General features: G+C 36.8%; 38 protein-coding genes and 1 other RNA gene. 4 read left to right on the top strand and 35 right to left on the bottom strand.

Annotated features, from left to right (window positions below; genetic code table 11):
• Window positions 1–183 precede the first annotated feature (183 nt).
• A non-coding RNA gene (gene ssrS, locus ACQKIM_RS18120) (6S RNA) lies at window positions 184–376 on the top strand.
• Window positions 377–650: 274 nt separating this feature from the next.
• On the opposite strand, the gene ACQKIM_RS18115 is transcribed toward ssrS, so the two are convergent.
• The 4 genes from ACQKIM_RS18115 to ACQKIM_RS18100 form a co-directional block, all read right to left on the bottom strand.
• Window positions 651–1,121, bottom strand: coding sequence for a hypothetical protein (locus ACQKIM_RS18115; RefSeq protein ID WP_427546423.1), 471 nt, complete (start codon window positions 1,119–1,121; stop codon window positions 651–653).
• A gap of 123 nt (window positions 1,122–1,244) precedes the next feature.
• Complete coding sequence (locus ACQKIM_RS18110; protein WP_427546420.1) at window positions 1,245–2,126, bottom strand: helix-turn-helix domain-containing protein; 882 nt, start codon at window positions 2,124–2,126, stop codon at window positions 1,245–1,247.
• 34 nt (window positions 2,127–2,160) lie between these two features.
• Entirely contained in the window at window positions 2,161–2,361 is a 201-nt protein-coding gene (locus tag ACQKIM_RS18105) for a hypothetical protein (protein WP_427546417.1), read from the bottom strand.
• Between the two features lie 67 nt (window positions 2,362–2,428).
• Window positions 2,429–2,620: a hypothetical protein gene (locus tag ACQKIM_RS18100; protein WP_427546414.1), complete on the bottom strand. Its 192-nt coding sequence runs from the start codon at window positions 2,618–2,620 to the stop codon at window positions 2,429–2,431.
• Between the two features lie 172 nt (window positions 2,621–2,792).
• Between ACQKIM_RS18100 and ACQKIM_RS18095 the strand changes: the two genes are divergently transcribed.
• The 3 genes from ACQKIM_RS18095 (at window position 2,793) to ACQKIM_RS18085 (ending at window position 4,058) form a co-directional block, all read left to right on the top strand.
• On the top strand, window positions 2,793–3,035 hold the full coding sequence (locus ACQKIM_RS18095) for a helix-turn-helix domain-containing protein (protein ID WP_427546411.1): 243 nt from the start codon (window positions 2,793–2,795) through the stop codon (window positions 3,033–3,035).
• A 78-nt stretch (window positions 3,036–3,113) separates the two neighbouring features.
• Window positions 3,114–3,737: a hypothetical protein gene (locus tag ACQKIM_RS18090; RefSeq protein WP_427546408.1), complete on the top strand. Its 624-nt coding sequence runs from the start codon at window positions 3,114–3,116 to the stop codon at window positions 3,735–3,737.
• A 105-nt stretch (window positions 3,738–3,842) separates the two neighbouring features.
• Window positions 3,843–4,058, top strand: coding sequence for a hypothetical protein (locus ACQKIM_RS18085; protein ID WP_403008393.1), 216 nt, complete (start codon window positions 3,843–3,845; stop codon window positions 4,056–4,058).
• Between the two features lie 491 nt (window positions 4,059–4,549).
• Here the strand turns inward: ACQKIM_RS18085 and ACQKIM_RS18080 are convergent, their stop codons facing one another.
• From ACQKIM_RS18080 to ACQKIM_RS17930, 31 genes are all read right to left on the bottom strand, one after another.
• Window positions 4,550–4,891 carry an aconitate hydratase gene (locus ACQKIM_RS18080; RefSeq protein WP_427546405.1) on the bottom strand — a complete coding sequence of 114 codons (342 nt, stop codon included), beginning with the start codon at window positions 4,889–4,891 and terminating at the stop codon, window positions 4,550–4,552.
• Window positions 4,885–5,109, bottom strand: a complete 225-nt coding sequence (locus tag ACQKIM_RS18075) for a transcriptional regulator (protein ID WP_427546403.1) — start codon at window positions 5,107–5,109, stop codon at window positions 4,885–4,887. The genes ACQKIM_RS18080 and ACQKIM_RS18075 overlap by 7 nt, the downstream gene beginning before the upstream one ends.
• Before the next feature lie 130 nt (window positions 5,110–5,239).
• Window positions 5,240–5,902, bottom strand: coding sequence for a M15 family metallopeptidase (locus ACQKIM_RS18070; protein ID WP_427546401.1), 663 nt, complete (start codon window positions 5,900–5,902; stop codon window positions 5,240–5,242).
• On the bottom strand, window positions 5,899–6,285 hold the full coding sequence (locus tag ACQKIM_RS18065) for a phage holin family protein (protein WP_427546398.1): 387 nt from the start codon (window positions 6,283–6,285) through the stop codon (window positions 5,899–5,901). Before ACQKIM_RS18065 ends, ACQKIM_RS18070 begins: the two co-directional genes overlap by 4 nt.
• Before the next feature lie 56 nt (window positions 6,286–6,341).
• Window positions 6,342–7,115, bottom strand: coding sequence for a DNA-methyltransferase (locus ACQKIM_RS18060; protein ID WP_427546395.1), 774 nt, complete (start codon window positions 7,113–7,115; stop codon window positions 6,342–6,344).
• 64 nt (window positions 7,116–7,179) lie between these two features.
• Entirely contained in the window at window positions 7,180–7,365 is a 186-nt protein-coding gene (locus ACQKIM_RS18055; RefSeq protein ID WP_427546392.1) for a hypothetical protein, read from the bottom strand.
• A 21-nt stretch (window positions 7,366–7,386) separates the two neighbouring features.
• Entirely contained in the window at window positions 7,387–7,515 is a 129-nt protein-coding gene (locus ACQKIM_RS18050; RefSeq protein WP_427546390.1) for a hypothetical protein, read from the bottom strand.
• A gap of 47 nt (window positions 7,516–7,562) precedes the next feature.
• A complete protein-coding gene (locus tag ACQKIM_RS18045; RefSeq protein WP_427546388.1) occupies window positions 7,563–7,766 on the bottom strand; it encodes a hypothetical protein in 204 nt (67 codons plus the stop codon).
• Complete coding sequence (locus tag ACQKIM_RS18040; protein WP_427546386.1) at window positions 7,766–9,424, bottom strand: hypothetical protein; 1,659 nt, start codon at window positions 9,422–9,424, stop codon at window positions 7,766–7,768. Before ACQKIM_RS18040 ends, ACQKIM_RS18045 begins: the two co-directional genes overlap by 1 nt.
• A gap of 1 nt (window position 9,425) precedes the next feature.
• Window positions 9,426–10,070: an integrase gene (locus ACQKIM_RS18035; protein WP_427546384.1), complete on the bottom strand. Its 645-nt coding sequence runs from the start codon at window positions 10,068–10,070 to the stop codon at window positions 9,426–9,428.
• The gene (locus ACQKIM_RS18030; protein WP_427546382.1) at window positions 10,067–10,369 is read right to left on the bottom strand and encodes a hypothetical protein; all 303 of its coding nucleotides are present in this window, start codon (window positions 10,367–10,369) and stop codon (window positions 10,067–10,069) included. The genes ACQKIM_RS18035 and ACQKIM_RS18030 overlap by 4 nt, the downstream gene beginning before the upstream one ends.
• Window positions 10,363–11,064, bottom strand: coding sequence for a phage tail protein (locus ACQKIM_RS18025; RefSeq protein ID WP_427546380.1), 702 nt, complete (start codon window positions 11,062–11,064; stop codon window positions 10,363–10,365). The genes ACQKIM_RS18030 and ACQKIM_RS18025 overlap by 7 nt, the downstream gene beginning before the upstream one ends.
• Entirely contained in the window at window positions 11,057–12,175 is a 1,119-nt protein-coding gene (locus ACQKIM_RS18020; RefSeq protein ID WP_427546378.1) for a baseplate assembly protein, read from the bottom strand. Before ACQKIM_RS18020 ends, ACQKIM_RS18025 begins: the two co-directional genes overlap by 8 nt.
• Entirely contained in the window at window positions 12,172–12,495 is a 324-nt protein-coding gene (locus ACQKIM_RS18015; RefSeq protein WP_427546376.1) for a hypothetical protein, read from the bottom strand. The genes ACQKIM_RS18020 and ACQKIM_RS18015 overlap by 4 nt, the downstream gene beginning before the upstream one ends.
• Entirely contained in the window at window positions 12,492–12,881 is a 390-nt protein-coding gene (locus ACQKIM_RS18010; RefSeq protein ID WP_427546374.1) for a phage tail protein, read from the bottom strand. The genes ACQKIM_RS18015 and ACQKIM_RS18010 overlap by 4 nt, the downstream gene beginning before the upstream one ends.
• 13 nt (window positions 12,882–12,894) lie before the next feature.
• On the bottom strand, window positions 12,895–13,188 hold the full coding sequence (locus ACQKIM_RS18005) for a PAAR domain-containing protein (RefSeq protein ID WP_427546372.1): 294 nt from the start codon (window positions 13,186–13,188) through the stop codon (window positions 12,895–12,897).
• Between the two features lie 10 nt (window positions 13,189–13,198).
• Window positions 13,199–13,645 (bottom strand): phage baseplate assembly protein V, encoded by a 447-nt coding sequence (locus ACQKIM_RS18000; protein WP_427546370.1) that lies wholly within the window; start codon window positions 13,643–13,645, stop codon window positions 13,199–13,201.
• A complete protein-coding gene (locus ACQKIM_RS17995; RefSeq protein WP_427546368.1) occupies window positions 13,642–14,652 on the bottom strand; it encodes a phage late control D family protein in 1,011 nt (336 codons plus the stop codon). Before ACQKIM_RS17995 ends, ACQKIM_RS18000 begins: the two co-directional genes overlap by 4 nt.
• 5 nt (window positions 14,653–14,657) lie before the next feature.
• Window positions 14,658–14,876 (bottom strand): tail protein X, encoded by a 219-nt coding sequence (locus ACQKIM_RS17990; protein ID WP_427546428.1) that lies wholly within the window; start codon window positions 14,874–14,876, stop codon window positions 14,658–14,660.
• On the bottom strand, window positions 14,869–17,289 hold the full coding sequence (locus ACQKIM_RS17985; protein ID WP_427546366.1) for a phage tail tape measure protein: 2,421 nt from the start codon (window positions 17,287–17,289) through the stop codon (window positions 14,869–14,871). Before ACQKIM_RS17985 ends, ACQKIM_RS17990 begins: the two co-directional genes overlap by 8 nt.
• A gap of 163 nt (window positions 17,290–17,452) precedes the next feature.
• Window positions 17,453–17,806 carry a phage tail assembly protein gene (locus tag ACQKIM_RS17980; protein WP_427546364.1) on the bottom strand — a complete coding sequence of 118 codons (354 nt, stop codon included), beginning with the start codon at window positions 17,804–17,806 and terminating at the stop codon, window positions 17,453–17,455.
• A 13-nt stretch (window positions 17,807–17,819) separates the two neighbouring features.
• Entirely contained in the window at window positions 17,820–18,338 is a 519-nt protein-coding gene (locus ACQKIM_RS17975) for a phage major tail tube protein (protein ID WP_427546362.1), read from the bottom strand.
• 15 nt (window positions 18,339–18,353) lie between these two features.
• Window positions 18,354–19,775 (bottom strand): phage tail sheath family protein, encoded by a 1,422-nt coding sequence (locus ACQKIM_RS17970; protein WP_427546361.1) that lies wholly within the window; start codon window positions 19,773–19,775, stop codon window positions 18,354–18,356.
• On the bottom strand, window positions 19,775–20,131 hold the full coding sequence (locus tag ACQKIM_RS17965; RefSeq protein ID WP_427546359.1) for a hypothetical protein: 357 nt from the start codon (window positions 20,129–20,131) through the stop codon (window positions 19,775–19,777). Before ACQKIM_RS17965 ends, ACQKIM_RS17970 begins: the two co-directional genes overlap by 1 nt.
• On the bottom strand, window positions 20,112–20,621 hold the full coding sequence (locus ACQKIM_RS17960; protein ID WP_427546357.1) for a hypothetical protein: 510 nt from the start codon (window positions 20,619–20,621) through the stop codon (window positions 20,112–20,114). The genes ACQKIM_RS17965 and ACQKIM_RS17960 overlap by 20 nt, the downstream gene beginning before the upstream one ends.
• 17 nt (window positions 20,622–20,638) lie before the next feature.
• Window positions 20,639–21,196 (bottom strand): phage tail protein, encoded by a 558-nt coding sequence (locus ACQKIM_RS17955; protein WP_427546355.1) that lies wholly within the window; start codon window positions 21,194–21,196, stop codon window positions 20,639–20,641.
• Window positions 21,193–21,507 carry a hypothetical protein gene (locus ACQKIM_RS17950; protein ID WP_427546353.1) on the bottom strand — a complete coding sequence of 105 codons (315 nt, stop codon included), beginning with the start codon at window positions 21,505–21,507 and terminating at the stop codon, window positions 21,193–21,195. The genes ACQKIM_RS17955 and ACQKIM_RS17950 overlap by 4 nt, the downstream gene beginning before the upstream one ends.
• Before the next feature lie 12 nt (window positions 21,508–21,519).
• Window positions 21,520–21,888, bottom strand: a complete 369-nt coding sequence (locus ACQKIM_RS17945; protein WP_427546351.1) for a hypothetical protein — start codon at window positions 21,886–21,888, stop codon at window positions 21,520–21,522.
• Between the two features lie 19 nt (window positions 21,889–21,907).
• Window positions 21,908–22,945 carry a major capsid protein gene (locus ACQKIM_RS17940; protein ID WP_427546350.1) on the bottom strand — a complete coding sequence of 346 codons (1,038 nt, stop codon included), beginning with the start codon at window positions 22,943–22,945 and terminating at the stop codon, window positions 21,908–21,910.
• 14 nt (window positions 22,946–22,959) lie between these two features.
• The gene (locus tag ACQKIM_RS17935) at window positions 22,960–23,331 is read right to left on the bottom strand and encodes a head decoration protein (RefSeq protein ID WP_427546348.1); all 372 of its coding nucleotides are present in this window, start codon (window positions 23,329–23,331) and stop codon (window positions 22,960–22,962) included.
• Window positions 23,331–24,392 carry a head maturation protease, ClpP-related gene (locus tag ACQKIM_RS17930; RefSeq protein WP_427546346.1) on the bottom strand — a complete coding sequence of 354 codons (1,062 nt, stop codon included), beginning with the start codon at window positions 24,390–24,392 and terminating at the stop codon, window positions 23,331–23,333. The genes ACQKIM_RS17935 and ACQKIM_RS17930 overlap by 1 nt, the downstream gene beginning before the upstream one ends.
• Window positions 24,393–24,420: the final 28 nt, after the last annotated feature.

Raw genomic sequence — 24,420 nt, 5'->3', positions numbered from 1 at the left:
TGAACAAATCAAAAATGAGTTACAAGTAGCTTAGGGTACCTGTCATTGATTCGCGTATGGTAATTTTTGTATTTAAAAATGCTCATTTAGAGTAAAGTAATATGAATTGGGATGCTTGCCCATTGACTTTTTTACCTAAACCATCTTACTTGCAAGTTTGTTTATCATCCCTTATTATATCTTTAAAGGCTGCATTGTTCGTATAATATTAAGTTTTAACCTTTAAGCTGTAAAAGGGAGTTTTATTATTGGAGTTGGAATGACGGGCCTCACACCAAGGTGCATGAGGATATGCAGGAAAGCTTCTGCGAACACCCACTTTGAGGAGTGGTGGTTTAAAACTTTCTATAATAACTACGGCATACGCGGCTTTTTCTCTAACTTAGATGTACCAAGGGTTTAGGGCTACTTATGAAAGTTCAATAACCATTTAACAATATTGCAAAAACCTCACTTGGTGTTAAATTGGTGTTAAAATTCACGATAATTAATGATAAATAATAGCACAGACCACTCAATTATGGGTGGTCTTTTTAATTATCTCCACACCATGTAACACCATATAAAAATTAAGACCACCCATCACGGAGTGGTCTTTTATGGATTATTTAATTAAAGCATCCGTTACTTAAACAATAGCTATGTGCTAATCACTGAATTAGAACATTCCCTAAATATTGAGCATATCCAGATGAAATAATAAATTCAACTTCCAATACATAATTCCCTTTATCTGTTGGGAATTGGAATTCTCTAAAGTCATCCAAAATAAGTTCTGTTCGTTTGCCATCTTTTAATAAGGCAATATTTATTTTTGGATCAGTCCATATATCCCCACCATTATTTTTATTCTCTCTAAAGTCCAACTTCGCCTTTTCACCTGGAAAAACCTTTATCTCATCCAATGATGATGCGTATTTAATAATATCTTCTTTTGTTTTCTCCACTTCTTCACTTTCCGTTTTCCAACTGACATTTGCTTCTGTTAATTGAAACTCTAAAGATAACCCTTCAAAATATATATGAGCAGTTGGCACCCCCACATCATAATCTTCACCAATACAACCTGTTAATATTGAGATTAAAAATAACCCTATAAATAATTTGAACAATCCTTTCATATTCGACCTACCCTCCTTTATAAATCAAAAGTATATATCCTAAATTGTAACATAATGGAACAATCCTGCTACGTAAGTTTAATAATACCCTGTGTTACCTTCATTTAGATTTATTTCCCCACCTTACCACTCTAGCCAATTATCTAACGATGGTTCACTATGCACCATTGATTGTGAAAGGTTATCACGTTCATTCAACCAGTTATAAAAAGGCACCGGACGCACTTTATAAGGAGTTTCTTCTATATAAGGAGATTTATTCACCTTCCTACTCAAACGCTCCACAGCTTTACTATATGCCCCTACAAATACGGCTCTTAATGTACTAGTAATCGTTAATGTACCGTTCACAATATCACGGATAATGTTAGCTAAAACGTCTTTAGCGTTCACAAAATCACGTATATCGTTCATTTTTGTAGCCAGTACACATTTATGTAGTTGGTCCTTTAAATCATCACGTAAAGGCAGTGAGTGCATAAAATCAAATAGCATCACTTGGTACTCATTCATGTATTCCTTACGAGCTTCTTTTTCAGCGTGAGCGTTATTATATACTTGCTGTAAAGTGCTTGTTAAAAGATTAAAAGAACTAGATGGTTGGTTTTCTGAAAAATGTCCGGTACCCTTGATACTACTAGCTTTATCGGCTGTCTCTCGTTGGGACACGCTCGATAGGACATAAGGTAAAATACGATAAATACTAGCCCCTTTAATGCCGTTTAACTTTGTACCTGGTACCTTTTCGATGATGCCTAATTCCTCTAACTTTTTAACGCTACGATAAACCGTTTTTGTACTGATCTCCAATGCTGCAGCAATGGTACTCGCTTTAAGATGACATGCACCTGGATATTCAAGGCTATGACTAGCAAGCTTGAAAACGATGGCGCGTTCTGATTCTGTTAGCTCATAAAAATGTTGCTGGATATGCTCTTCCACATGCTGATCCATATCGATTACACTATTAAATGTTGTATATTGTGCTAAGTATTCGAATGCCATCGTTTTTCACCTCGCTTCCCCATTTCACTTACTACTAATCATAAAAATGCACTTCAACAATTTGAGCCTTTTGCACGTTACCAGATTCCATTGACTTTCTAAAATTAGTTTCATCTACCATTTCAAAGCCAATATTTTTCAAAATGTTTTGAGCACGTTCTAACTTTTTATAACCAGTATCAACAACAGTTGCTGTTCCTTTGCTTCCATATAAATGGATTACGTAAATAACCATATTGGTAACCTCCTTTAAATTTAAAAACTCAATCGAGAGCACTCAATGAATGCCCCCTGTTCAGTTTTTAAATGCAACCATCACATAGGTCTTGCTCACCGTTAAAATCATCAGTGTGTACATAATTCCAACAACGTTCGCAATAACGGAAGTTGTTCTCGACTATTGCTTGTTGAATTTCCTGTTCCGACATTTCTTCAATTTCTACCCACGTATAACCAGAAGCTTTTAATGCTTCTTCAATTGAATATTTTTTCATTCCAATTCCGCCTTTCGTATTTAATTTTTTAAATGTGTAAATAAACTATGCATCTTATAACTTAATTACATAATAAATAAAACAAAAAGATAAGTCAATTACAAATTGCGTAATTGATTAATTTAATTTATAATTGGATTATGCAATACATATTGAGGGAGAGGTGGATTGTTTGGGAAAAAAAGAGTTGAAATTACGATTACGTGTGTTACTTGCGGAACGTGATTGGGAACAAAAAGATTTAGTGGAACGTACGAATCTAACAAACCGCGCTGTAAGTGAAATGGTAAATGGTAAACAAAAAAGCTATCCAAAGGCGTCACTTAACGAATTGTTGAATGCATTTGATATAACTGATATGAATGAATTATTTAAAATTGTTGAAGTAGAAGAAACTGAGGAAACAGATAACTAATATTGGTTGTCTGTTTTTTTATATGTACTTTTCACTCTCAATTTCCTAAAATGGAAATATAAAGGGAGGAATACACTAATGAAAAAATTTTTATACATAGGAGCTATGTCAGCATTATTGCTTGCTGCTTGTAGTGAGGAAAAAGCTGAAGAAACAGATGCGGCTCAGGAAGAATTAGATGAAAAAGAGGCTGAACAAGCTAAAAAAGATGCTGAGTTAAAGGCGAAAGAAGAGGAAGAACGAAAAGCTAAAGAAGCTGAGGAAAAGGCTATTGCTGAGCAAAAATCGAAAGAGGAGGAAGTTGTAAAGGAAGAGCCTACTACCGCTGAAAAATCGAATCACATAATTGATACATCTGTTTTTGAATACGCGCAAGCCGTTGATGTGACAGATGCCATTGACTTGAACAATCATGTTACACTGATTATCAGTATGAGCGAAGCTATTAGTCCTGGCTTAGCTACACAGCACGTCGTGAACCAAATGTATGATTTCGTACAACAAGTCGATGTAAAGGGCGCCAAAACTATCGGAATAAACGTTAAACAAGGCGCTAATAAAATTGCACAGTTCACTGTTTATACAGATAAATTCGTGCCCAATGATGATGAACCGATGTCTGATGCTGTGATTGCGGCTTCTGAGATTGAATTTATGACGGACGATGTGAAGATTTTCGGCAAAACAATCGGTTCTTGGTAAACATAAATTAGTCACTCAAGTGAGTGGCTTTTTTCTTTGGCATAGAAATCATTTGATTTATATTTCATATGATTTATAATTAAATTTAAAAAAGGAGTGTTAGGCATGAAACTTACAGAAAAAGTTGAGGCAGTTGTTAAGGCTGCACAGGCTGCTAAAAATGGTGAGGGTGAACATACATCGTATCGAATCTTTAAAGAGTGTGGGCTTACACAGGGGGCAATTAAACGCTATGTAGATGGTGTTAGTGACATCAGTCGTATGGGATTAGGTGTAGCTGAAAAGCTTGGTGAATACTATGACAATCATCTTGCAAAATAAATAAAAAAGTTTTTATAAATCACTTGATTTATATATCAAATGATGTATAATTAAAGTATAGAAAGGAGGTGAACAAGATGGAGGAATTAAAAAACCTCATCCTTATAATTGCAGCAATCATCGCAAGTATCAAGGGCTCACTTGATATAATCGACTGGATGAAACGCAAAGACGAGGACGAGGAATAAGCAAAGTAGCAGAGGGAGTTACAGCTCCCTCTCTATTGAAATTATAACATCCTCCATAATTATATGAAAAGAATATCATCGACTGACTGGTTAGTATTCATCATAGTTGCTATTTTTTTAGTGGACTTGGATTTTGATTCAATGAGTGTAATCAAGTGGGTAGGCTTTACAGTTTCCATGTTATGGTTAGTATTATTTATTGTGAAACACACATTAAAAAGGAATTGAGCTTTATAAAAAGTTTAGACCATATGATGAATAAATACAAAAAGACCAGGTACTCATTTATGAAGTGAGTCCTGGTCATTTGTTTATATGGCTTAAAAGTAATTCTTCAACCTGTGTTTTCAAGGCTTGATTAGCATAGCGTAATACTTCATCCTCTCCAGGTGTGGTAACAGTTAAATCACTGAAATACTCCCCTACCTTTTCCCACTTAACAAACTTTATTTTTTCCTTTGCCAATAGCCTTTTGGTGTTGTAATAATCATTTGTTATTGCCTTTAATAGACTATCAATTATTGGTGCATATACTTTCACCATTTTTAAATTTTCGATAACAGCAAAGTCACGCTGTAATGATTGAATAGCTAAATCATGTATTACAAATTTGTGTAACAAACTGCGTTGTTCTGCTTTTAACATATGATTTCACATTCTTTATGGATGACTGGAACAACCGCCAAGACATTACTAATTGTAAATGTACGCTTGGCTTTTCTGCTGAAACAGTATGCCTGAAACGAGTCACCAATAATTTTAATAATCTTTATACTACGTTTTGACACTTTCCCATCTTGAGCAATGTACATCATACTTACAATTTGATTATGTTTCATTGATTTAATCAGTTGTTCTTTCATGTCATTACACTCCCTTACAAGAACGTTTGTTTGTATTATTTTAGAACAAATGTTTGTATTTTAGCAAGTGTAATTTCTGGAAATAAAAAAAGCCCAGGTTCAAAATTAATTGAGTACCTGGGCTTTGCAGTTATTTGCTACGTCGCTGTTGAATCGTAATAAATAACCCAATTAAACGATCAGTCGTCATTGTACCATTCTGTAAATCTTTCAAATGAGATTCCTGAATAATGCCGTCTTTAACCGCCTGTGCAATAAAGTTTTCTGTTTCAGTTTTCATAGCTGGTGAACCAGGGTTCCATGTTTGAGCCACTTTTATTTCCTCCTTTTTATCCTCTACGATTAGTTGTACTTGCATTTTGCTGTTGCTTGGTACGATTATTTTTCCTAACTTATAACCTGCAGGCATCTTCCATGATGATTTAACTTCAAAGTGTGGTCGGTCAATACTACCAACCCAATCACCACCCCACGTAATACCTAACTTTCTTGCAATGGCACCTACTCGAGCAAGTGTTGTTACATCATATAAAGACTGTGGAGGACCTACGGCAATATCCCAAGCTAGACGTGACTTATGATTACTATCTAAAGTCCATGTTACAATCTGCCCAGGTCTAGTACGACCCTGAGCATATAGGTATTTTTGGCGTTCTTGTGAGCGATATGTTTCAGTGATGAAAATGTTTTTAATACCAGCTTTAAAACACTCTTGAAATAGTAATCGGCAAGCTGTTTGCGAAACGGGTAATAACTCGGCAAGATCTCGGCATGTAGTAGTTACGCTGGTCATTTTCGTTCACTCTCCTTGTTCAGTTTTTCTAATGTTTCATCAACGATACCAGGCATATCTACTCCAATGGTTTGAAGATTTTCTGCAATACTGCCACCCTCTTTATATAAGAACAGAGCTAATGTAAAACCTGTTAAATAAAAATTAAGACCAAACATTAAATCTAAAATAATCACAAAAACAATTCCTACTAACTCGCCAATCCATCTAATGATACCGTCACGCATAATTGCTGATTTATACCCGACAACCTTTTTCCAAGTCTTTAAAAGACCTGTCGTAAAATCTAGAACTTTGAACACTAAATAAGCTAAAAACATATAAAGTATTGGCTTTGGTACTAACGATAAAATCGGATGTTGAATTAATTGTGTAATGTCCATAAGATACCTTCCTTTTTTACATAATAAAAAGTCACAGTCTCCATAGACTTGTGACTTCATATTTTTATAATTTCTACTTGATGTAGATTTAAATTTTGTCTATTTGCATTAATACGTTCTTGCCCTTTTTCACAGTAACCAAGTTCTAATTCAAAGCCAATCCAGGAACGTCCTGTGCTGTCACAGGCTACCGCAGTTGTAAAACCACCCATACAATTGTCTAACACCGTTTCACCTTCATTTGAATAAGTACGAATCAGGTATTCAAATAATGCTAAAGGCTTTTGTGTTGGATGCCAAGTACCACTGTCACGCGGAAAATCTACAACTGACTTAGGATAGTTTTTCTTCTTAATAACATGTGGTTTATTCAAGGTATCGTTATTTTTTCCTAACACTTGCATTCTAGGAGAATTTTTAATAACGACTTTTGGTTTAACATACTCTACACCTTGCGGATTGTAAGTCGGCAGCTTTTTATAAAAAATACATACATTTTCATGGTTTTTTAAAGGCATCCTATTAGCATTTGGAAACCCTGTAACGTGATTACCCTTCTTCCAAATCCATTCATATCTAAAAAGTTTAGGATTAGACATAACTAATTTACTTGTAAATGGCTGGCTTGCTGTTAATACAATTGCTCCGTTGTCTTTAATTATTCTTTCATACTGTTCCCACAAAAGTTCAAACGGAATGATAGAATCCCACTTACAATTTGTAGTTCCATAAGGTAAATCACATAGAATCATATCAACCGATTTGTCAGGTATGTATTTCATACCTTCTAGGCAATCCATGTTGTAAATCGTATTTTTGTTAATGTTCATATACTTTTTCCCTCCGATATGTAATAATGAATATCGGATAGGAACATTCGTTCTTATTAAGTATTTAAGAGGCTCGCTTTTTAGCAAGCCTCTTTTTTACGTTTGAGGTAAATTCCCAAACGCTTGGGAATTTGGATGATATAGCTAACATGCCAAATAGCATTACTAGGTACATAAGCCAATAACTCCAATGTTTTAATAAATGTTGTACTGGCGTAAGTTTAATCAAGTCGGCAAAAAACTCAATCATAACCGCACCTCCTGCATTTGTTTATTCAGCTAAAAAACCTACTCCTGATTCCTCTAAGATTTCTTTAACACCCTCTTGTAAAGATGAAGGTACTTCACTGAATTTTGTTTTTTCTAAGATTACTCGTTGTGCGAAAAACATAGCCATCATGGTTTCACCTCCCTTCAAATACAACAAAATCCATAGTAAAAAGCGCATCATCCATACACCTTCGTTGCAATTTCTGCAATCAGGTCCTCCATGAAATCCATGCGCTCTGTGTTGGCTTGATTTTGTAGCCTCAGTATTTTATTTTCTTGCTCTAAACGTGCAGCTCTTTCTTCTGTTGTTTCATCGGTTCCAGCCTTTTTTGGTGCACCTAATTCACCACTTGGATCACGCTCTTTATACTCTAACGCCATTACTCAACAACCCCCGATATTAAGTGGATTTTGTGATGGATGTCTACAGTCTCACGCGATGTTGAAAGCTTGAGAATGATATTGTTTTTCGGCTCGTTTGCTTCATGGTAAAAGGTATCCTCTACGACATTATTTTGATTTGGCATAGGTGCTGTATTTTCAGGTGTTAAAATAACATATTGCTCCTGCTCACCAGCTAACGTCATTGATAACGAGACTTCAAGCTCCATATCTTCGTCACGTTCCAGGAATAATAAAACGCCCTTTGCAGATCCCTTTGGTGGCTCGATTTTGTAGCGAGCAACAGATTGCAAAATAGGCGTGTTGACTTCATTTTTATTTAATTTGATGGTTTTAGAAACCTTAAAATCGTAACTGTCCATCAGCTCTACAACAATTGTATTTTGACCAACTTGCAATTGAGCTAGTGTAATATCAAAAGCCCATTTACCTTCTACAATTTCCAACTCTACGCTATTGCCTCCATTTAATCGATAAGCAGCTGTAACAGGATTTTTGTCTGGGTCGCTCGCTGTACCTGATATTGAAAACTTGTCTGTATTAATGATGCCTGACGGTTGCACAGCATCTACTGTTAAGATTGGCGGACGGTTTGGTACTACGTAAAATGCATGCTCTACTATTGTAGATTGCCCACCATCACTATCCTGAGCCCATATTTTTAGCGTATGTGGTATGCCATCGGTTAAATTCCTTGTAACACCTATATCACCGTCAAATAGCCTGCCACCTTTAAATTTAAGCTGTTTGCTAAACGGAATGGCAGCATTACTTAGTCCTATTCCCATTACAAATTTTGACTCAAGATTAACTTGGCCATATATCGTCACAGATTGATTGGCATTTACATCAGCTGCTGATCCAGCGATGTTAAATACATCATTTTCATACAGTGTCATATTTGCGGTTGGAGAAGTTACAGATACCGTTGGCGCTGTATTAGTTACATTTAATGCAAAGCCTTGTGAAGTAGTAAATTCGCCATCATTTGCATCGACTGTAATCCATACACTACCAATTTCTTTGCCAATCAAGGTTAATGTGCTACCTGAGATTGTTGCTGTCGCTACACTTGGATTGCCTGACGATACAGAATAGGTTAATGCATCTCCCTGCGGATCACTAAAATAATTGGCTAGATTAATTGTGACAGTTAAATCCTTTTTAGTTGATTGTGTAGGTATTTGTGTAGATGTAGGTGCAGTGTTTACTTTTGCACCTCTTTCATACCAATATCCATCTGCGTTTCTTGCGTTGTTTGTATAGGCGTTTGCGTCCGCTTGAAATGTTGAAATGAACGAACCTTTTTCGTAGTTGGTTTGGGTAAGTTTCAGTTCATATATATTAGTGTTGAAATACTCCCTACTACTTTGGGAATGTATATAATTTGTCAGATAGTATACGGTACGTCCTGAAACAGCAAATTGATTCACATCATATTGAGTAACTTTTCTACTTCTACCATAAGAACTGTAAATATCGCCATCATTTGTCCATTTGATATTTTCTGATGGAGGAGATATTATCAAATAATCATCTTCCCATCTAAAACCCATAAGATTGTCTGCTGAAATATACTGCAATGCAAAAGTATTTTTTGCTGAAGCAAAATATCTATTCCAATAATATAAAGCCATCCTAAACCACCTCCACTAAATCAACCTTGTATGTCTGCCAATTACCAATACCCATCTCTGACAATGTTGTATCGATGGCTACATTACTACGAGCTACTTTTGCACCTTTTTTATAATTATGCTGCAGTGCTTGGACAGTGATTGTATTGGTTCCAACGGATGTGATAATGACGTTCTCGCTATGCAGATCATCAAAAATAGTTACTTGCGTAAATGGTGTAAAACCATCAATACTTGCAACCTTTAATACTGTGGTCCCAATAACAACGGGCTCGATTATATCAGTCAATGTTTTATCTAACGTGATTTTATTTGTGTTACCGTCCAAAGTATCTGAAAACGTACCCGAATTACCTGGTACACGTCCATCAAGTTCGAGCTGTATTTGCATCCGTCTGACCAAAGAAGCTAATTCTACTAAAAATTCATGTGCCATATAAATACCTAAATCCATGTGATTCAGGCGCTTTGCTGCTACACGAGTACCTTCCTCAATTGTTTCGTAAAAGGGTAGCCCGGTTAATGGATTGAGCATAACCTCGCCAACATCATCTTTTTTGGGAATTAATTTACCACCAGGACCAATCTTCCATATACGGTCTTTCCAATGTAGTAAGACATAATCGTTTTTAAATGAAAATCTCAATTTTGTATCACTCCTTTCAATACAACAGATAAGGTAAATACAATCATTAAACCGTCCTCACTCTGCTCTATCTGTACAGCGTACTTATCTAATTCAATGCCATGCTCATCTACCAATTTGGCTTCTGTCACTACACCATGCCCATCATTTAAATACACATATGTCTTCACCGTGTCACTTTCAATTAATTGAGAATGGAACTCTATTTCTTTTTGTTGATCATCGATAGTAACAATTGCTTTCTTAGCCATATTTTTTAAAAAATCTAGGGTACGGTCAATGACTATACGAGTCACCATTCGTCCATCACCTCATTCAGATATATCTCGCCACAAATCGGTAAATAGACAGGGTATGTGTAATTTACCTTTTGTAACTCCAATGTTTTTTCTTGTATTTTCCCTGGCATCCCTTCGCAATGGAAGGTTCCACAGATTGGTAAATAAATAGGGTATTGATATTGGTCTGATTCCAATTCGATATAGTGTGTCTGTGGCATTTTAATTGAGACAAAATCAAGCCAGGAACGAACATTTTTATATTCATGAATTAACTTTCGCAACAACTTCAATTCATCATTTGTGATAGTCAACGTATTGATTTCCACTTTAAAATGATAGGGCTCTCCATCATATTCAAACCATTCTTGCAGTTCACATGGTTTATCTAAAACAGAAAACACCAACTCTAATGCAGCTGGTGTCCCTTTTAAACGATGTAAGGCAATCGCTTTTTCAATGAATTTAATTTTTTGATCGCGAGTCTTTACTAGCTCTAACCCTTCTGACCAGGTAATATGCTTTTCCCACAGTAAATGGTCTAACACAGCATCATCTAGGTTTTCAAGATTCATCGTATAATTGATTTTGTCAGTCCATCCAAGCATCTTATCTAACGAATTTTGTAAAGCTTTTGCTAGATTGACAACTTTTTTATCATGAAGTAAGTTATCGGGAATTTCGCGTAAAAGAGTATTCTTTTTTAAATCAATCATCTTCTACACCCCCAAAATGCACATTTGACATATCCAATTGTGCTACTTCTCCCTGTTCAACTACCGTAAATGCAGGATTTCTAATATCCACCCGTTTTGCTCCTGCTTTAATACACAATGAAATTAATTTTGAAGGGTTAATATCTCGACCGATTTTAGATTGCTGCCATACTAGCCACTCAGCTACAGCCGTTTGTATTTTTTGATGTACTAGCGTTTTATCTACAGCATTTGTTTCTATGAAATATGTCATGTCTAAATCAAATGAAATAACGGTTGGTGCACCAGCACTTACATTATCAGTTAATGGGCGAACAGTTTTTCCACTGACAGCTTTTAATACTTTATCAATCATTTCATCTGATGGTAACTGGCCGTCTTTCAATAAAATTTTAATATCAACATAACCTGGCATTGGCATATACACATAAACATCACTAATTAATGCAGAAGCACTTTTAGCAAAGTACATATATGCTCCTTCACTTCCTGCATTTGTGAGGCTTTCTGGTGCTAAATAAATGCGTTCACGATAAGGTTCATCAGCTTCGCGCTCTGCACCACCCTCAGATACGGATATATTTTCAACGTGACTAACATATGGCAATGGCTTAACCAAGGTGTTAATTTGACCAATCGTAAATCCATTTCCTATTTCACCCTTTGTTGTGCATTCTAGTTCCACATCTACATAATCTACACCTGGACTAATAGCCGTTTCTTCAACCGTTGCAAAAAAAATAGCCCCTTCGTTGGAAGTTGCCAGTGCGCCTCGTTCAATTATCCTTGATGAAGTAAGAGGTACCGATAAATGTAAACGTAATGTTGTCGTAGCTGCTGTTGCTTCCAAACGTGGTGTCGTCATTTCAGCACCTTTATGATCCAACACTTTATCGCGTGCATAATACAATAAATTCTGTTTGGCAGCGTCATTAATTGCAACATTTTGCTTAGTAATGACTGATGCTAACGATAAGAAAATGAGCCGTAATGGATCTGCTTGACTGAGTTTTCTTCCTTCTTCTTGTTCATATAATGTAATAATTTCATTGACTAATTCTTGTGCATCAGTGGTTAAAAAATTTATTTCAGGCAAAACAACTTGTGTCATACCTTCACCCCACTTTTCAAACTAAAAATAATAATTGGATAAGCTTTACCGTCTATTTCAGCTGTCATTTTTACTTCTTCTACAATGGCACGTGGTTCGTATTTTTCCACAGTTTCCACAACCTCGCGTACAAATAGTGGATGTAAAATGCTCATTGGTCTATCGATGAATTCAGCTGCAAAACCAAAATCTCGAAATAGTGGAACGCTAAATTTGTACGTACCTAAAATTGTATTGATATTTTGAAATATTTCTTCGAGCACATTCTCTGGTCTAAAATTTATATTAGATGGATTATAAGTTAATGTATATTTCGTCATACATACTCCTCCATTGTTATATTTAAACCTGCAGTTAAAATGTTCCCTCGATTATCAATATAATCCCACGATTGATCCGTCCCAGGCATGTACCATTTTCCAACACCCACACGTTTTGTTCCAATTATTAAAGTATGGGCTACACCACTTCTTGCATATTTAATGAATTTATCCAGTTCCGCAATTGGGTTTACTCCGTGGAAAGCTGAAAAATGCATTGTAAACGAAATATTTCCTGCTTCTAATCCAATGAATTCTGATTTCTGTTTTTGACCGTGAATATCATGCTTTGACCAGCGTGCCGTTTCAGTGCGTTTAAAATTATCAAACGTATTGATTTTTTGATCTGATACTGTAAATACTACATCACCCCATACACCTATCATAATTCATCACTTCCTAACCATTTACGATAACGTCTGGGCTATGTGTTGATCCCATGGATGAGCCACATGCGACTGGATCGCCAACTCTACACAATGGCTTACCATTCACATATACATCAGGACTACCATTCGCTGCTGTGGAATCATGACATTCAGGTACACTATTACAATGAGGAATCCAATGATCCCCTTTTCGATGTGCCCCTAGATCATTGATTAAAACGTTTGTTGAAGCTTCATCGTTTGGTCTAGGTCCCCAATCATCATGTCCTGTACATATATCTCCAAAACGTATTGCTTCGGGCATACTATCACCTCTAATTTAAATAAATTTTTTCTCCGGATTTTGCTCGAATATTTTTATCAGCTTTAATTTCAATTTCGCCTTTTACATCAATCAGTAAGATATGATTTGTAGCATCGTAACGAATAAGTGTGCCATCCGAAAAAAGCACGCCATCGCAATCATCAGATTCAAGAAACTCTTGTGGAACTTTATCTGCCTCAGAATAAATTGCACCAAGCACTACGCCTTCCTCTGTGCCATTTGCGAAAAATGCACAAATAACTTGCTCGTCAACTTCTGGCATCCAATAATATTTGGTATTAAGAGTGTTCTTTTGCATGACTGGTAACTCATCTGACACTTTTTCATCCCAATCAGGAAAATACACTCTAACAGTGCAATTCTTGCGATTTACGGAGGAAACAAGCCCTTTTCGAATTGTTTCAAATGGTGTATTTTCCATTCCGCCTTTACTCAATAGCTAAGCACCTCCCGCAAATTAATATCTGTTGTATAGCCGCCTGTTACATTATGGCTCGATGATTCAATGAAATATTTTCCGTCAAAAGCTCCGAAATTTTTAATGTTCACAGTTACACCTTGAACCATCTTTTCATTCCCCATTAGTGTAATTTTCCCACTCTTGGAACCTTTGTTTTTATTACGTGCTTCAGCTTGTGCCCAACGTTTTGCTTCCTCTAAATTTTTAGCACGCTTGTTTATTTTTAATGTCGGACCATCTTTTACGCCGGGTACATTGTAAACATATTTAATGTTCTTTTTTGTTTTACTATCGAAATATGACAATTCCACTTTTGCATATTGTTCTTCAGCAGCTGTCTCTTTAAAATCATAACTTTTCACATCATCTTCGCCACGTGTAATTGTTCTTACAGTGCTTTTTTGTTCGTATCGCAACTCATCATAAACAACGAGTTGCTCTTTCGTTACTTTTGTCGCTAGACCTTCACGTTTTGCTAAAGACTTTGCAAATGCAAGTGGTGTTTTTTTATCTTGTTCCACACGATCATACAGAAATGTGGGCGCATCATACACTAATTTCAAACCTGCTTCTTTTGCAACTTCTGTTAAAATGCCTTGCAATGTTGCATTCTCCCAAGCCTTTGTTTTTTTTGTGTCTTTGCCCCCTTTTGTAAATGGTACAGACAACGCTTTAATTGATACTGTATCTGGTGGTCCTTTAAAACTGACATCGTCAACAAAAAACGTTCCGCAATTTAACTTGACTGATGCACCTTCTTTATACCAATTGCGTAACTCAATTGAAGCACTGATTTTATCGCCTTTGCGCGGCAACCAAGGACCTTGCCATTTTCGTTCTCTATCTTCCAATTCAATTGAAATATCGTCACTTTCTCCCTCATTATCATTGAATGTGAAGGACTTCAAGTATGGTGCAATATCTTGTGTAATATTTACACCCATGTACGTAATATTAGCAATGGCACGTCTTGTATTTGTCATTAGAATCACCTCATCCAAGGTGGTAAATCATCTGTATTTTGGGTTTCTTCTAAAGTAAAAACAGGCATCATTAATTTGATACCTGCTGGAAATACTGCAATATTCATATAAGTAGGATTCGTATGCATAACTTTATCCATTAGCATTTCACCATTTGGTCCATAATACTTATGGCAAATACCATCCCACTCATCGCCAGAAATTGTTGTATACGTATTAGTCACCAAATGACTTCCTCCTCTTATCACGATCAAACTCAGCTATACGTGCTTCTAAATCATCTTTGTCCTTATCCGCATGTTGTTTCACCTGTTCTAGGTCCTCAGGTCTTTGTACGTTGTATTGTGGATTATAAGTTAGTTGAATCACATTTGAATTATTTTGATTTGGCACAGATTGTGCAACTTGACCAGGGCTTATAGCAGGACTTTCATTTGCTTGCATCTGCATGGATACCTGGTGCTGCATGTTGTCAAATACACCATTATCTTTTAGCATGCCTAATTGCTGCCCTGTTTGTAACCATAAATCTTTACTACGTTGACTATTATTCCATGGTATTACTGCCTCTGTATCGCCACCTTCACCAATCCATGCTAATGTTGGATTGCCCACAATACCACCTTCAGCAAAGCCAGGTAGATTCTTTAAGAGTTTACTAGCAACTCCTTTTATAGGTTCGGGTACTAAGTTACCAATCGCTCCTAAAACAGCTCCACCCATTGATTTGATGCCTTCAATCAAGCCATTAATAACGGCTACACCTATATCATAAAGGTTGATATTAGAGAAGAATGAAACAATATTATCCATAATTGTTGTAGCTGTTTCTTTTATGATTTCCCATGCTCCAGACCAGTCTCCCTGCAAAAGTGCCATCGCTGCCTGAATAATGCCAGTGATTAATGTAAGTGCATTTTCTATGACAAATTGGATAATTGGAAAAACTGCCTCAACAATTGAAAGTAACGATTTTATAGCTGGAATGATACCGTTTGTAAAAATCTCTGCAAGGGAAGAAATGAGCGATTTAATAATCGGTGCTGCTGTCTCAACAATCATTACAAGTGTTGGAAAAACTTTTTCCGCTGCAGAAATTAATAGAGGTAGAACCATAGCTCCTAAATTTTTAATTGGTGTTGCCAAAGATTTAAAAGCTTCAATGACTTTTGGCAAGATCTCCGAAACAGTCGAACCAATCTGTGATACACCTGAAACGAATACATTTTTTAAAACATCTAATAGCGGATTTATAACATTTCTAAAAGTTTCTGATTTTTGATACGCAAAATATAACCCAGCTGCAAGAGCCGCTAATGCACCTACAACGAGTAGGATTGGATTAGCCATCATAACTAATTTCAATCCTGCTAAAGCACCTCTAACACCTGCAATAGCTGAACGTACAGTCATAAATGATTTAATTAATACACTCATTGCTACTAATACAGGACCAATAGCAGCTGCAGTAACACCTAATACGATTATGGTATTTTGCATAGCGGGTGTTAGCCCGTTGAACTTATCCGCTAAATTCTGAATGAATGCTACGCCTTTTTCTAACGCAGGTTGAATGTTTTGGTATATCACAATTGCAACTTCTTCTAATGCAGATTGCATCGACTTAATTCGACCTTGTAAGTTGTCATTCATTACTGCTGCCATTTCATCGGCAGTACCTGCAGACCCACGCAAACCATCTTCAAACTTTGCAGCTTCATCTACACCAGCATTAAGTATTAAGTTTAAACCTTTAATTGAGTCGGCTGTAAATGTGGAGGACAAAGCCGTTGCACGTTCTGCATCACCCATACCGTTCGTCGCTTTTGACACATCAGTTAAAATGTCTGTTAAATCTCGATAATTACCTTGCGCATCCATTACTTGTACATTTGTTTTACCAATAGCAACCGCGCCGTTTTTCATTTTAGCAGTCATATCACGCATGATTGCAGTTAAAGCCGTACCTGCTTCAGCACCTTTAAATCCTTGGTTCGCCATCATTGCTAAAAATGCCGTAGTCGTTTCAACGTCTTGACCACCTGCATTCATCACAGCCGCTGTATTTTTAAAGGCATCGCCTAATTGCACAACAGAAGTATTCGCGTTTTTCTGAGCGTATGCCATGACGTCGGCAAAGTATCCGCTTTTTTCAGCTTCAATACCAAATGCACTCATGTAGTCGGTTACCAAATCAGATGCGGCGGCTAGTTCCATGCCCGATGCGGCGGCTAAGTTAAGCACTCCACCGATAGCACTGATAGATTTCTCGCTATCCCATCCTGCTAGCGACATGAATTTTAATGCTTGTGCGGCTTCACTCGCGCTGTATTTGGTAGTGGAACCCATTTCCCTAGCTTTATCTTCCAATGCCTGTAAATCTTTTCCCGTAGCACCTGAAATAGCGGCAACTTCAGACATGGACGCCTCGAATTCTGAACCGATTTTTAATGCAGCAGCCCCCAAACCTAAAACAGGAGCTGTTACACCAACAGACAAAGTTTTCCCTACACTATTTAATGTATCTGCTGATTTTTGCAAACCAGCCATGCTTCTTTGAGCATCTGCAAAAGAACGTTGAAAGCTACTTGATAGCTCAGCACCGAGTTTAAAAGCTAATTCAAAAACTTTGCTCACTAACTTTTGCCCCCTTCTTTTGCCATCTCTTGTGCAAATTCAATGGTTTCCTTCCAGGAAAACAAACGTCGCAACGTCATATTTAAAAAAAATTCAGCTGATGAATGACTGTGATTAGCACAGTACAAACAAATCAGCTGAATGGTCCTTGTTGGTTGACTATTTATTTTCCACCCATTAAAAAAAGTGTTGTTCGCATTGTCACCTTTGAGTAATCGGATGCTGATAATTTACGAATAACACCTACATGTACGCCTGTTGCTTGTGCTGCAACAATCGCCACAAAACCCTTCGCCATTTCTTTCACCATTGTAATTGCATTTTGAGGATTCTCGGCATTGAATTGCATTTCTGCCTTTTCAATATCAGCACCTGTCAAACTCTCAAAATCTAAAACTAGCTCTGTATAAGTTACATCTTCCACAGTGATTGGGCGGGTTAGGGTAATTACATTTTCTAATCCTTCCTCTTGCACTTCATTTTGATCTTTATTTAAAACTATTTCATTTTTAGTCATCTATAATGCCTCCCTAAGATAATCCTAAATTTTTTCGTACTTCTTCCATGACATCTTTTCCGTTGACGAAATATACAAAGTTGAATTTATCAAATTCAATTGTTCTCTTACCATCAATCATTATTTTGATGTAATGAACTTCAAATTCATTGGCCGTTTCTGTAGAAGCTGCCACGGCAAATTTACCTGGTGTGAAGTTGGTAGGTACACAACGTGTTTTTACAACAACTTCTTGATTGATATACCCTCTCAATGGATCAAAAATTTGTTGGTTACCACGAAAATCTAGAGCATGTACTTTCGGTTCTGCTAATTTTGCTGCATCAAGAGAAAGTGTGCGCCAATTTAATTTCGTTGTTTGTGATCCAAAATGTCCGATTACTGGTGTAGTAGACTCACCTGCGATACCAGCACCTTTAAGCGTTTCTGTCAGTGCCTCAAAATTTGGTAACTCAACATCTGCAGCACCAAGCCAGTTTACCGCATCTTCCCAAACCGTGAAGTTGGTTAAAATTTGATCAGTTTTTTTCACCGTTTATCCCCCTTTTTATGCGAATAATGTTTCAAAATAGTTTGGATCAAATTCAAATAATCCTCGAAGTTCACGCCCTGGTGTAGCAGGTGTGATGAAAATGTGGAATTTGTAAATGCCATCGATCAGGTCCGTTAATGGATTTTCTTCACGTAAAAATTCAATACGGCCCCCCAAGATAAATTGACGTGCTGCTTTACCGTTTAAATCAATATTTTTACTATCCACAATGTTATCGATTAATTTACGATTACCTGGCTTGTCTACCTTTTGCCAATACGTCAAAATGAACTGATTTTGCTCATAAATAAAGACACGTCTCACAGAGATAAACGCGTCTTTCGGATCTGTATTGCCTGGATAGCAACTTGTACGATGTCCCCAAAGTTTCCAACCACCTATGAAATTAAGAGAAGTAACGATACCTTGGCCATTTAAATAGTTAGCTTGTTCCAAGCCAAGTAAAATCTCTGTACCATCTTCCAAGACAGCTGCATCCATCTGTAAATTATTATTAGACGGTTCATGGTAAGGATAACCTTCATTTTGAGCATCAATCAAATTGGCCAAACTCGCCATTTGTGTCGATTTATGATATTGTATGCCACCGATTGAAACTTTTGGCCAACAAACAATCATGTTCGGGTCATCTAAGTTTTTCATATTTTTATACTCAGGCACCGCTGTATAATCTGTGACTTCTGATGTTGGAACATCAACAATCGCCATACATTGAAACAGACCATTAATATTTTTTGATTTTGCCTTTAATACAGCTGCAACCAATGGATTCGTCGAGAATTTTGGTGCGATTAAAATACCAGGTACTTCACGGAAACGTGGGAATACTGTATTTACTAATTCTATACCCTTGTATGATCCGTCTAATGATACCCCACCTACAATATCAGATGCTGTAACTAATGAAGGATCTAATCGTTCAAATTCTACAGTCACTTCACCATCATTACTTGTATAAATGTGTAGCCTTCCTTCGTCATCAAACTCCAATTCGTAATCTTTTTTATCAATAGCATTCGAGCCATTTTTCACAACAACTTTTGCTTTTAGTACACCATCTGCTTGCAAAACGCCTTCACCTTTTGTAATTTTCACAGTTTCAGAACCGGTAACAGTATGTTTAATAGGATCGAGTACATTAACCATAACAAGTGGCGCTACCGCAAATAACGCAAAATGAGAGCTAATAGCCTCACAAATTGTATATTTATCAAAGTCAGCACTATATCCCATTTTTTTTACTGCTTCACTGTACGTATAAGCCATTTCTGCTCGATTTACAGCCTTTTGTGGCTCATCTAATAGATGAATCGGAGCTGTTCCAAAAACCACCGTTAAACCAGCCATAGACACGACAGGAGGGATGATAGATGTTGGCAATTCATAGCTATATACTCCGTGTTTGTATCCAGCCATTATTGATCACCCTTTCCAATTCTAAAAAAATCAAACACTTTATTGTAATAGCGATGTTCCAGTGTACCTTTTTGCTGAATACGTACTTCAGTTTCTGCCATTGCATCAATCGCTACAAAAAGTTTTTCAATCTCAGAGCAATCTTTTATAAAAGTTTGAATATGTGGTACCTTGATAGATTCAACCACCGTATATTTAGGTAATCCTAACAAATTAGGACCGACATAAATTTTTTGTGACACTTTTCCTTTGTACACTGGTACAGCATCCTTTAATGCTTTACTTACCTGCTCAGTAGTAGTTTTTGTGTGTTCCCCAATAGCAATAGCTTTTTCTTTAATACCTTCGTTCGCCACTTTCATAACCTCCTACAAATTGCATCGATGGGGATTCAATTATGAGCTGAATAACACCGTAATAATATGGATGTTTTTCGTCATCATCTGAAAATGCCCACTCTGCTTCGTATTTTAATCTGTGGAATTTCGCAATGATTGGATCTTCGTTTAAGTCATCCCAGATAGTCTGAATGCAAGTTGCTACATCATCATAGCCTTCACCATCTTTCCCATCATTTCGTAAACCGATAATTAAGTTGAAAATGTTATCTTGATTGGAAACGTTGGCATCTTTTTTTCCACGATCAATCTTAATCACAACAAAAGGATACAGTTCTTTATCTGCATCCTTTTGTGAATAGTCATTTTTTTTACTTAATCGCTCAGGTACTTTATGGCGAAAAATTTTAAATGGTACTTGGTCAGTCTCAGGTAACCTAAGAGGAAAGTCCTTTAAAGCTTCCTCCAACCTTTCCACTAAGCCATCCATAACGTTTAAAATGGTCATGTTAATCTCTCCAAACTTTAAAGTTTACTTAATAGATAGTTAATCTCATGCTCCAAGCGCCTATTATAAGTAAGTTGCCCTTCACGCTCTATTTTTGCCACTATATCTTCATTACCAATCATTTGTGGTACAGACGGACCCATTAAACGTGATATTGGTGATCGTTTTTTACCATCACGTTCAAATAATTTAATGCCGTGTAAATTCGCTACAAATGCACCGAGGATTTGTTTTGTTCCTTCTTTTTTTACGGCAATCTTGAGCTGCCCTTTTCTTTTTGGATTTACTGTTTTTGGACTAACCTTGAATTTATCTAGTCCAATAACTTTACCCTTAGAAATGACATGGGCTGATAAGTCCGCTGCATTTGCCCTGCGCACATCTAAAGTATCCGATACATCCCCAGCCTTTATATGGTATTTAGAACGCACTTCTTTTTTTACATTGGAATTGATATTTGTAACAGCTCGATTAAGTGCATTAGAAATTGCATTAGGTGCCTTCCTTGCTAATGGTCCTAGCTTTCTTTCAACCTCTCTGACAGCTGCAGCATCAACAGTGATACGAATTGTCATGATTCATTCCTTGAAAGGCCTATTGTTAACATACCCAGGTTTTCACTAACTCGTTTAATGAAGTATTCTTCTCCGTTGAAGTCCATCATTTTGCCAGGCAAAGGAATGTACTCAAAATAAGAACTCGCTACATGAAATAATACATCATATGTAGCAACTTTTTTACTCATATCTGCTGGGTTGACCTCATCATCATCAAATACAATTTCCATTTCTTCAAAGTTAATAATAGCTTTTTCAGAGAATTCATTCTGATTAACGAAAACATTATCAATATCTTGCATCAAGAAATCTTTAAATGAAGAATTCATTCGATCCATCTCCTAGTCTTCTAATTGATCTAAGAAATATGCCGTTTTATCATTTTCAACAATTAGAGCAATTAATTTTTTCTTCGATATGTTACCTGCAAACTCAAGCCCTAGCTTTTTTGCTCCAGCTTTCAATTCTTCCGGTTCAAAATTTAAGTCTAATGTTTCCTCAACAGTTTCTTCTACGACTTTTGATAAGGAAACAGTTTCATTGTTGGTCACAACTCGCTCCTCTTCATCCTGGTATGACTTTTCAACGGCATTTAAAAAGAGCAATCTTTTCGCTGACTGCTCATCTAATGTGCTTTCGGGAATAAAATCGCTTTTTTTGTAACGCAAACCATTATGACGAATAGTTGATTTAACTACATAGCCTTTCACATTAAGTCCTCCTCATCGATTAAAGTACAGTTGCTACTAACCAACCATTTACATCGCCTGGCTTTGGAACAGGACGTGACGATAAACGAAGCATAATTGTTTCATTTGCAGCATCTGCCCATTGTTTCGGAACTAAACGGCCCTCATACGTATTGAATCGCTTATCTTCAAGTTGTGTAATTGCACCATAAGCGATTGCGCCTTGAGCTGTTTTTGCGATTAAAATATCATTTACAGGAACCATTGGCTGTAACTCGCCCACTTCATCCTCATAATATTCATCATATGTGTAAATTTCTAAACCAAGCCCAGGTAGTTTACCGATGAATGTTAGAGCTTCATTCTTTAGTGTTGGTTGGATTAAGCCTAAATTGATATTTAATTTGTCAAAAAGCTCTTTAATTTTTGGATGATTAACAAATACTTCCGCCGCTTTTTCGCCCATAATTACAACGTCTGGTGAAACCCCAGACTCTTTGATGATTTGCTTACGACCAGCAGCTAAATAGTTGTATGGATTCGAATTTGAATTTGACCACAAATCATCACCAGATAATGTTTCTTTTTGTGTGAAATCATAATCAAGCTCTTGATCTACTTTTTCAGTTAACTTATCATCAGCATAACCAGCTAAATCGACTTTACCAGTGAATAATACTTGAGCAGCCATGAATTCTTCGCGGCGATCAATCGATTCACCAAGCTCTTGTAAATCAGTGGCTAAAAGCTCGTTTTGACGCTGAGCAGGTGTTTTATTAGAGAAAATATTTTCCCCAACCATACGAGTAGACACATCATCGATTGTCATCGCACGCTGTGGTGCTAAACGTGGCGCTTTCAAACGTTCTGTTTTATAACCATCACGCTTAATCGTAATACCACCAACACGTGGTGCAACGAATGGAGCCATGCGACGTTTACCTTTTTTGTAATCGATTAACACTTCTTCCGTCACGAATGTTTCGTTTTTAGGGAAGAACGTGTCACGTAAAAAAGTATGCGTTTTTGGCATACTTACGATTGCTTGTAATAATGTGTACGTTTTATATAAATTCATCTAAGCTTTCCTCCTTATAGTACAGCCTTTAAGTAAATACCTTTTTCACGCAAGGTTTCTTCATGTGTTGTAGCTGTGTCACTACCACCAAAAATCAACGCTTCACGATTAAATGGACCAGATACATATACAACGGCAACAATATCTGTTGTAGCATCTTCACCACCAGTATCAACATCATCAGCCAACACACCATATGGTGCGATAGATGACGCTGAATTAGCTGGAACGAATACACCATCAGTATTTTTACCAACCACGGTGCCGCGTAATAATACGCCTTGTCCTTTTGCTAATTTCACGCCACCCGTTTGTACTGGAAACGAAGTATCTGGAATAAGTGAGTCTGGTGTAAACTCACCGGCTGTTGAACGTAAGTTTGGCATTATTGATTACCTCCCCAAATATTTTTTAATTCAGCTGCTAATTTTGCATCAGCTGATGCAGTATCAATCGGATCTTCTTGGGTAGCAGGTACTGCATTAACCGTCTCAGCATCTGCTTCACGATTAGTTAAAAAATTTGCACCCTTTGCTTTTTCGGCTTTGACAATTGCCACCGCTAATGTTGCTGCATTTTGAGTTAAATCTTGTTTAGCCGCAGTAACTAATGCTTCGTTACCAGGTGTTGCTAATTCTTCAATCTCGGCAATACGTGCGTTTTCAGCTTGTTGCCCTTCGTCATATCCCAACTGTTTTACTTGATTGAACAGTTCGGGATGCTCATTTTGTAATGTTTCCAGATTCATGAGTGAATCCTCCTTCGTTTGATTTTGAGGTTCTACACTGTTTAATGGATCAGATGTCGCTTGTTTACTTGCTAAAATTTCAGCTTTTACTTTATCGATAACATCTTGTGGAAGTAACGTACTATTATCTAATGGTGCAGCACTTGCTACAGCGTCAGGAGCTTCGTTAGCAAACAAAATTTCATCGATAAATTTATTTTCATGCGCCTGTTGTGCGGTCATCCAACTATCTTTTTTCATCATTTCATTTAATTCTTCACGGGATAATGATGTTTTTGTCAAATATGCACTAACAATACTGTCATCGATATTTTTCAAGAAATCAGCATTGTTACGCATATCTTGCTGATTGCCATCAATGCCATTTTTTGCTCGGTGAATCATCATTTGACCTAGAAGAGACATTGCTAAATGGTCACATGCCATTGCTGGAAATGTTGCAGCTGATGCAGCAATCGATGGAATTTCACCTCTTACAGTTCCATTGAACTTTTTCAATGCATAATACATTTCAGCACCTGCCCAAACAGAACCGCCACCACTATTAATTTCAACTAAAAGTTCAGTTTCGCCTAAAGCTTCTGCTTCAGCAATTGCATTTTTAACTAAATTTGGACTTGTAGCTGTATAACCAAACCATTGATAAACAATCAAGTGATCATCTGGAACAATATGCCCCTTAATTTCGATTTTTTTCACTTCACTCACCTCCTCTCAATATAAAAAG

The organism is Lysinibacillus sp. NPDC047702 (genome assembly GCF_050272555.1).
Lineage (GTDB): Bacteria > Bacillota > Bacilli > Bacillales_A > Planococcaceae > Lysinibacillus.
The sequence above is the reverse complement of the archived record's forward strand: the minus strand, read 5'-3'. Positions and strand labels throughout refer to the sequence as shown.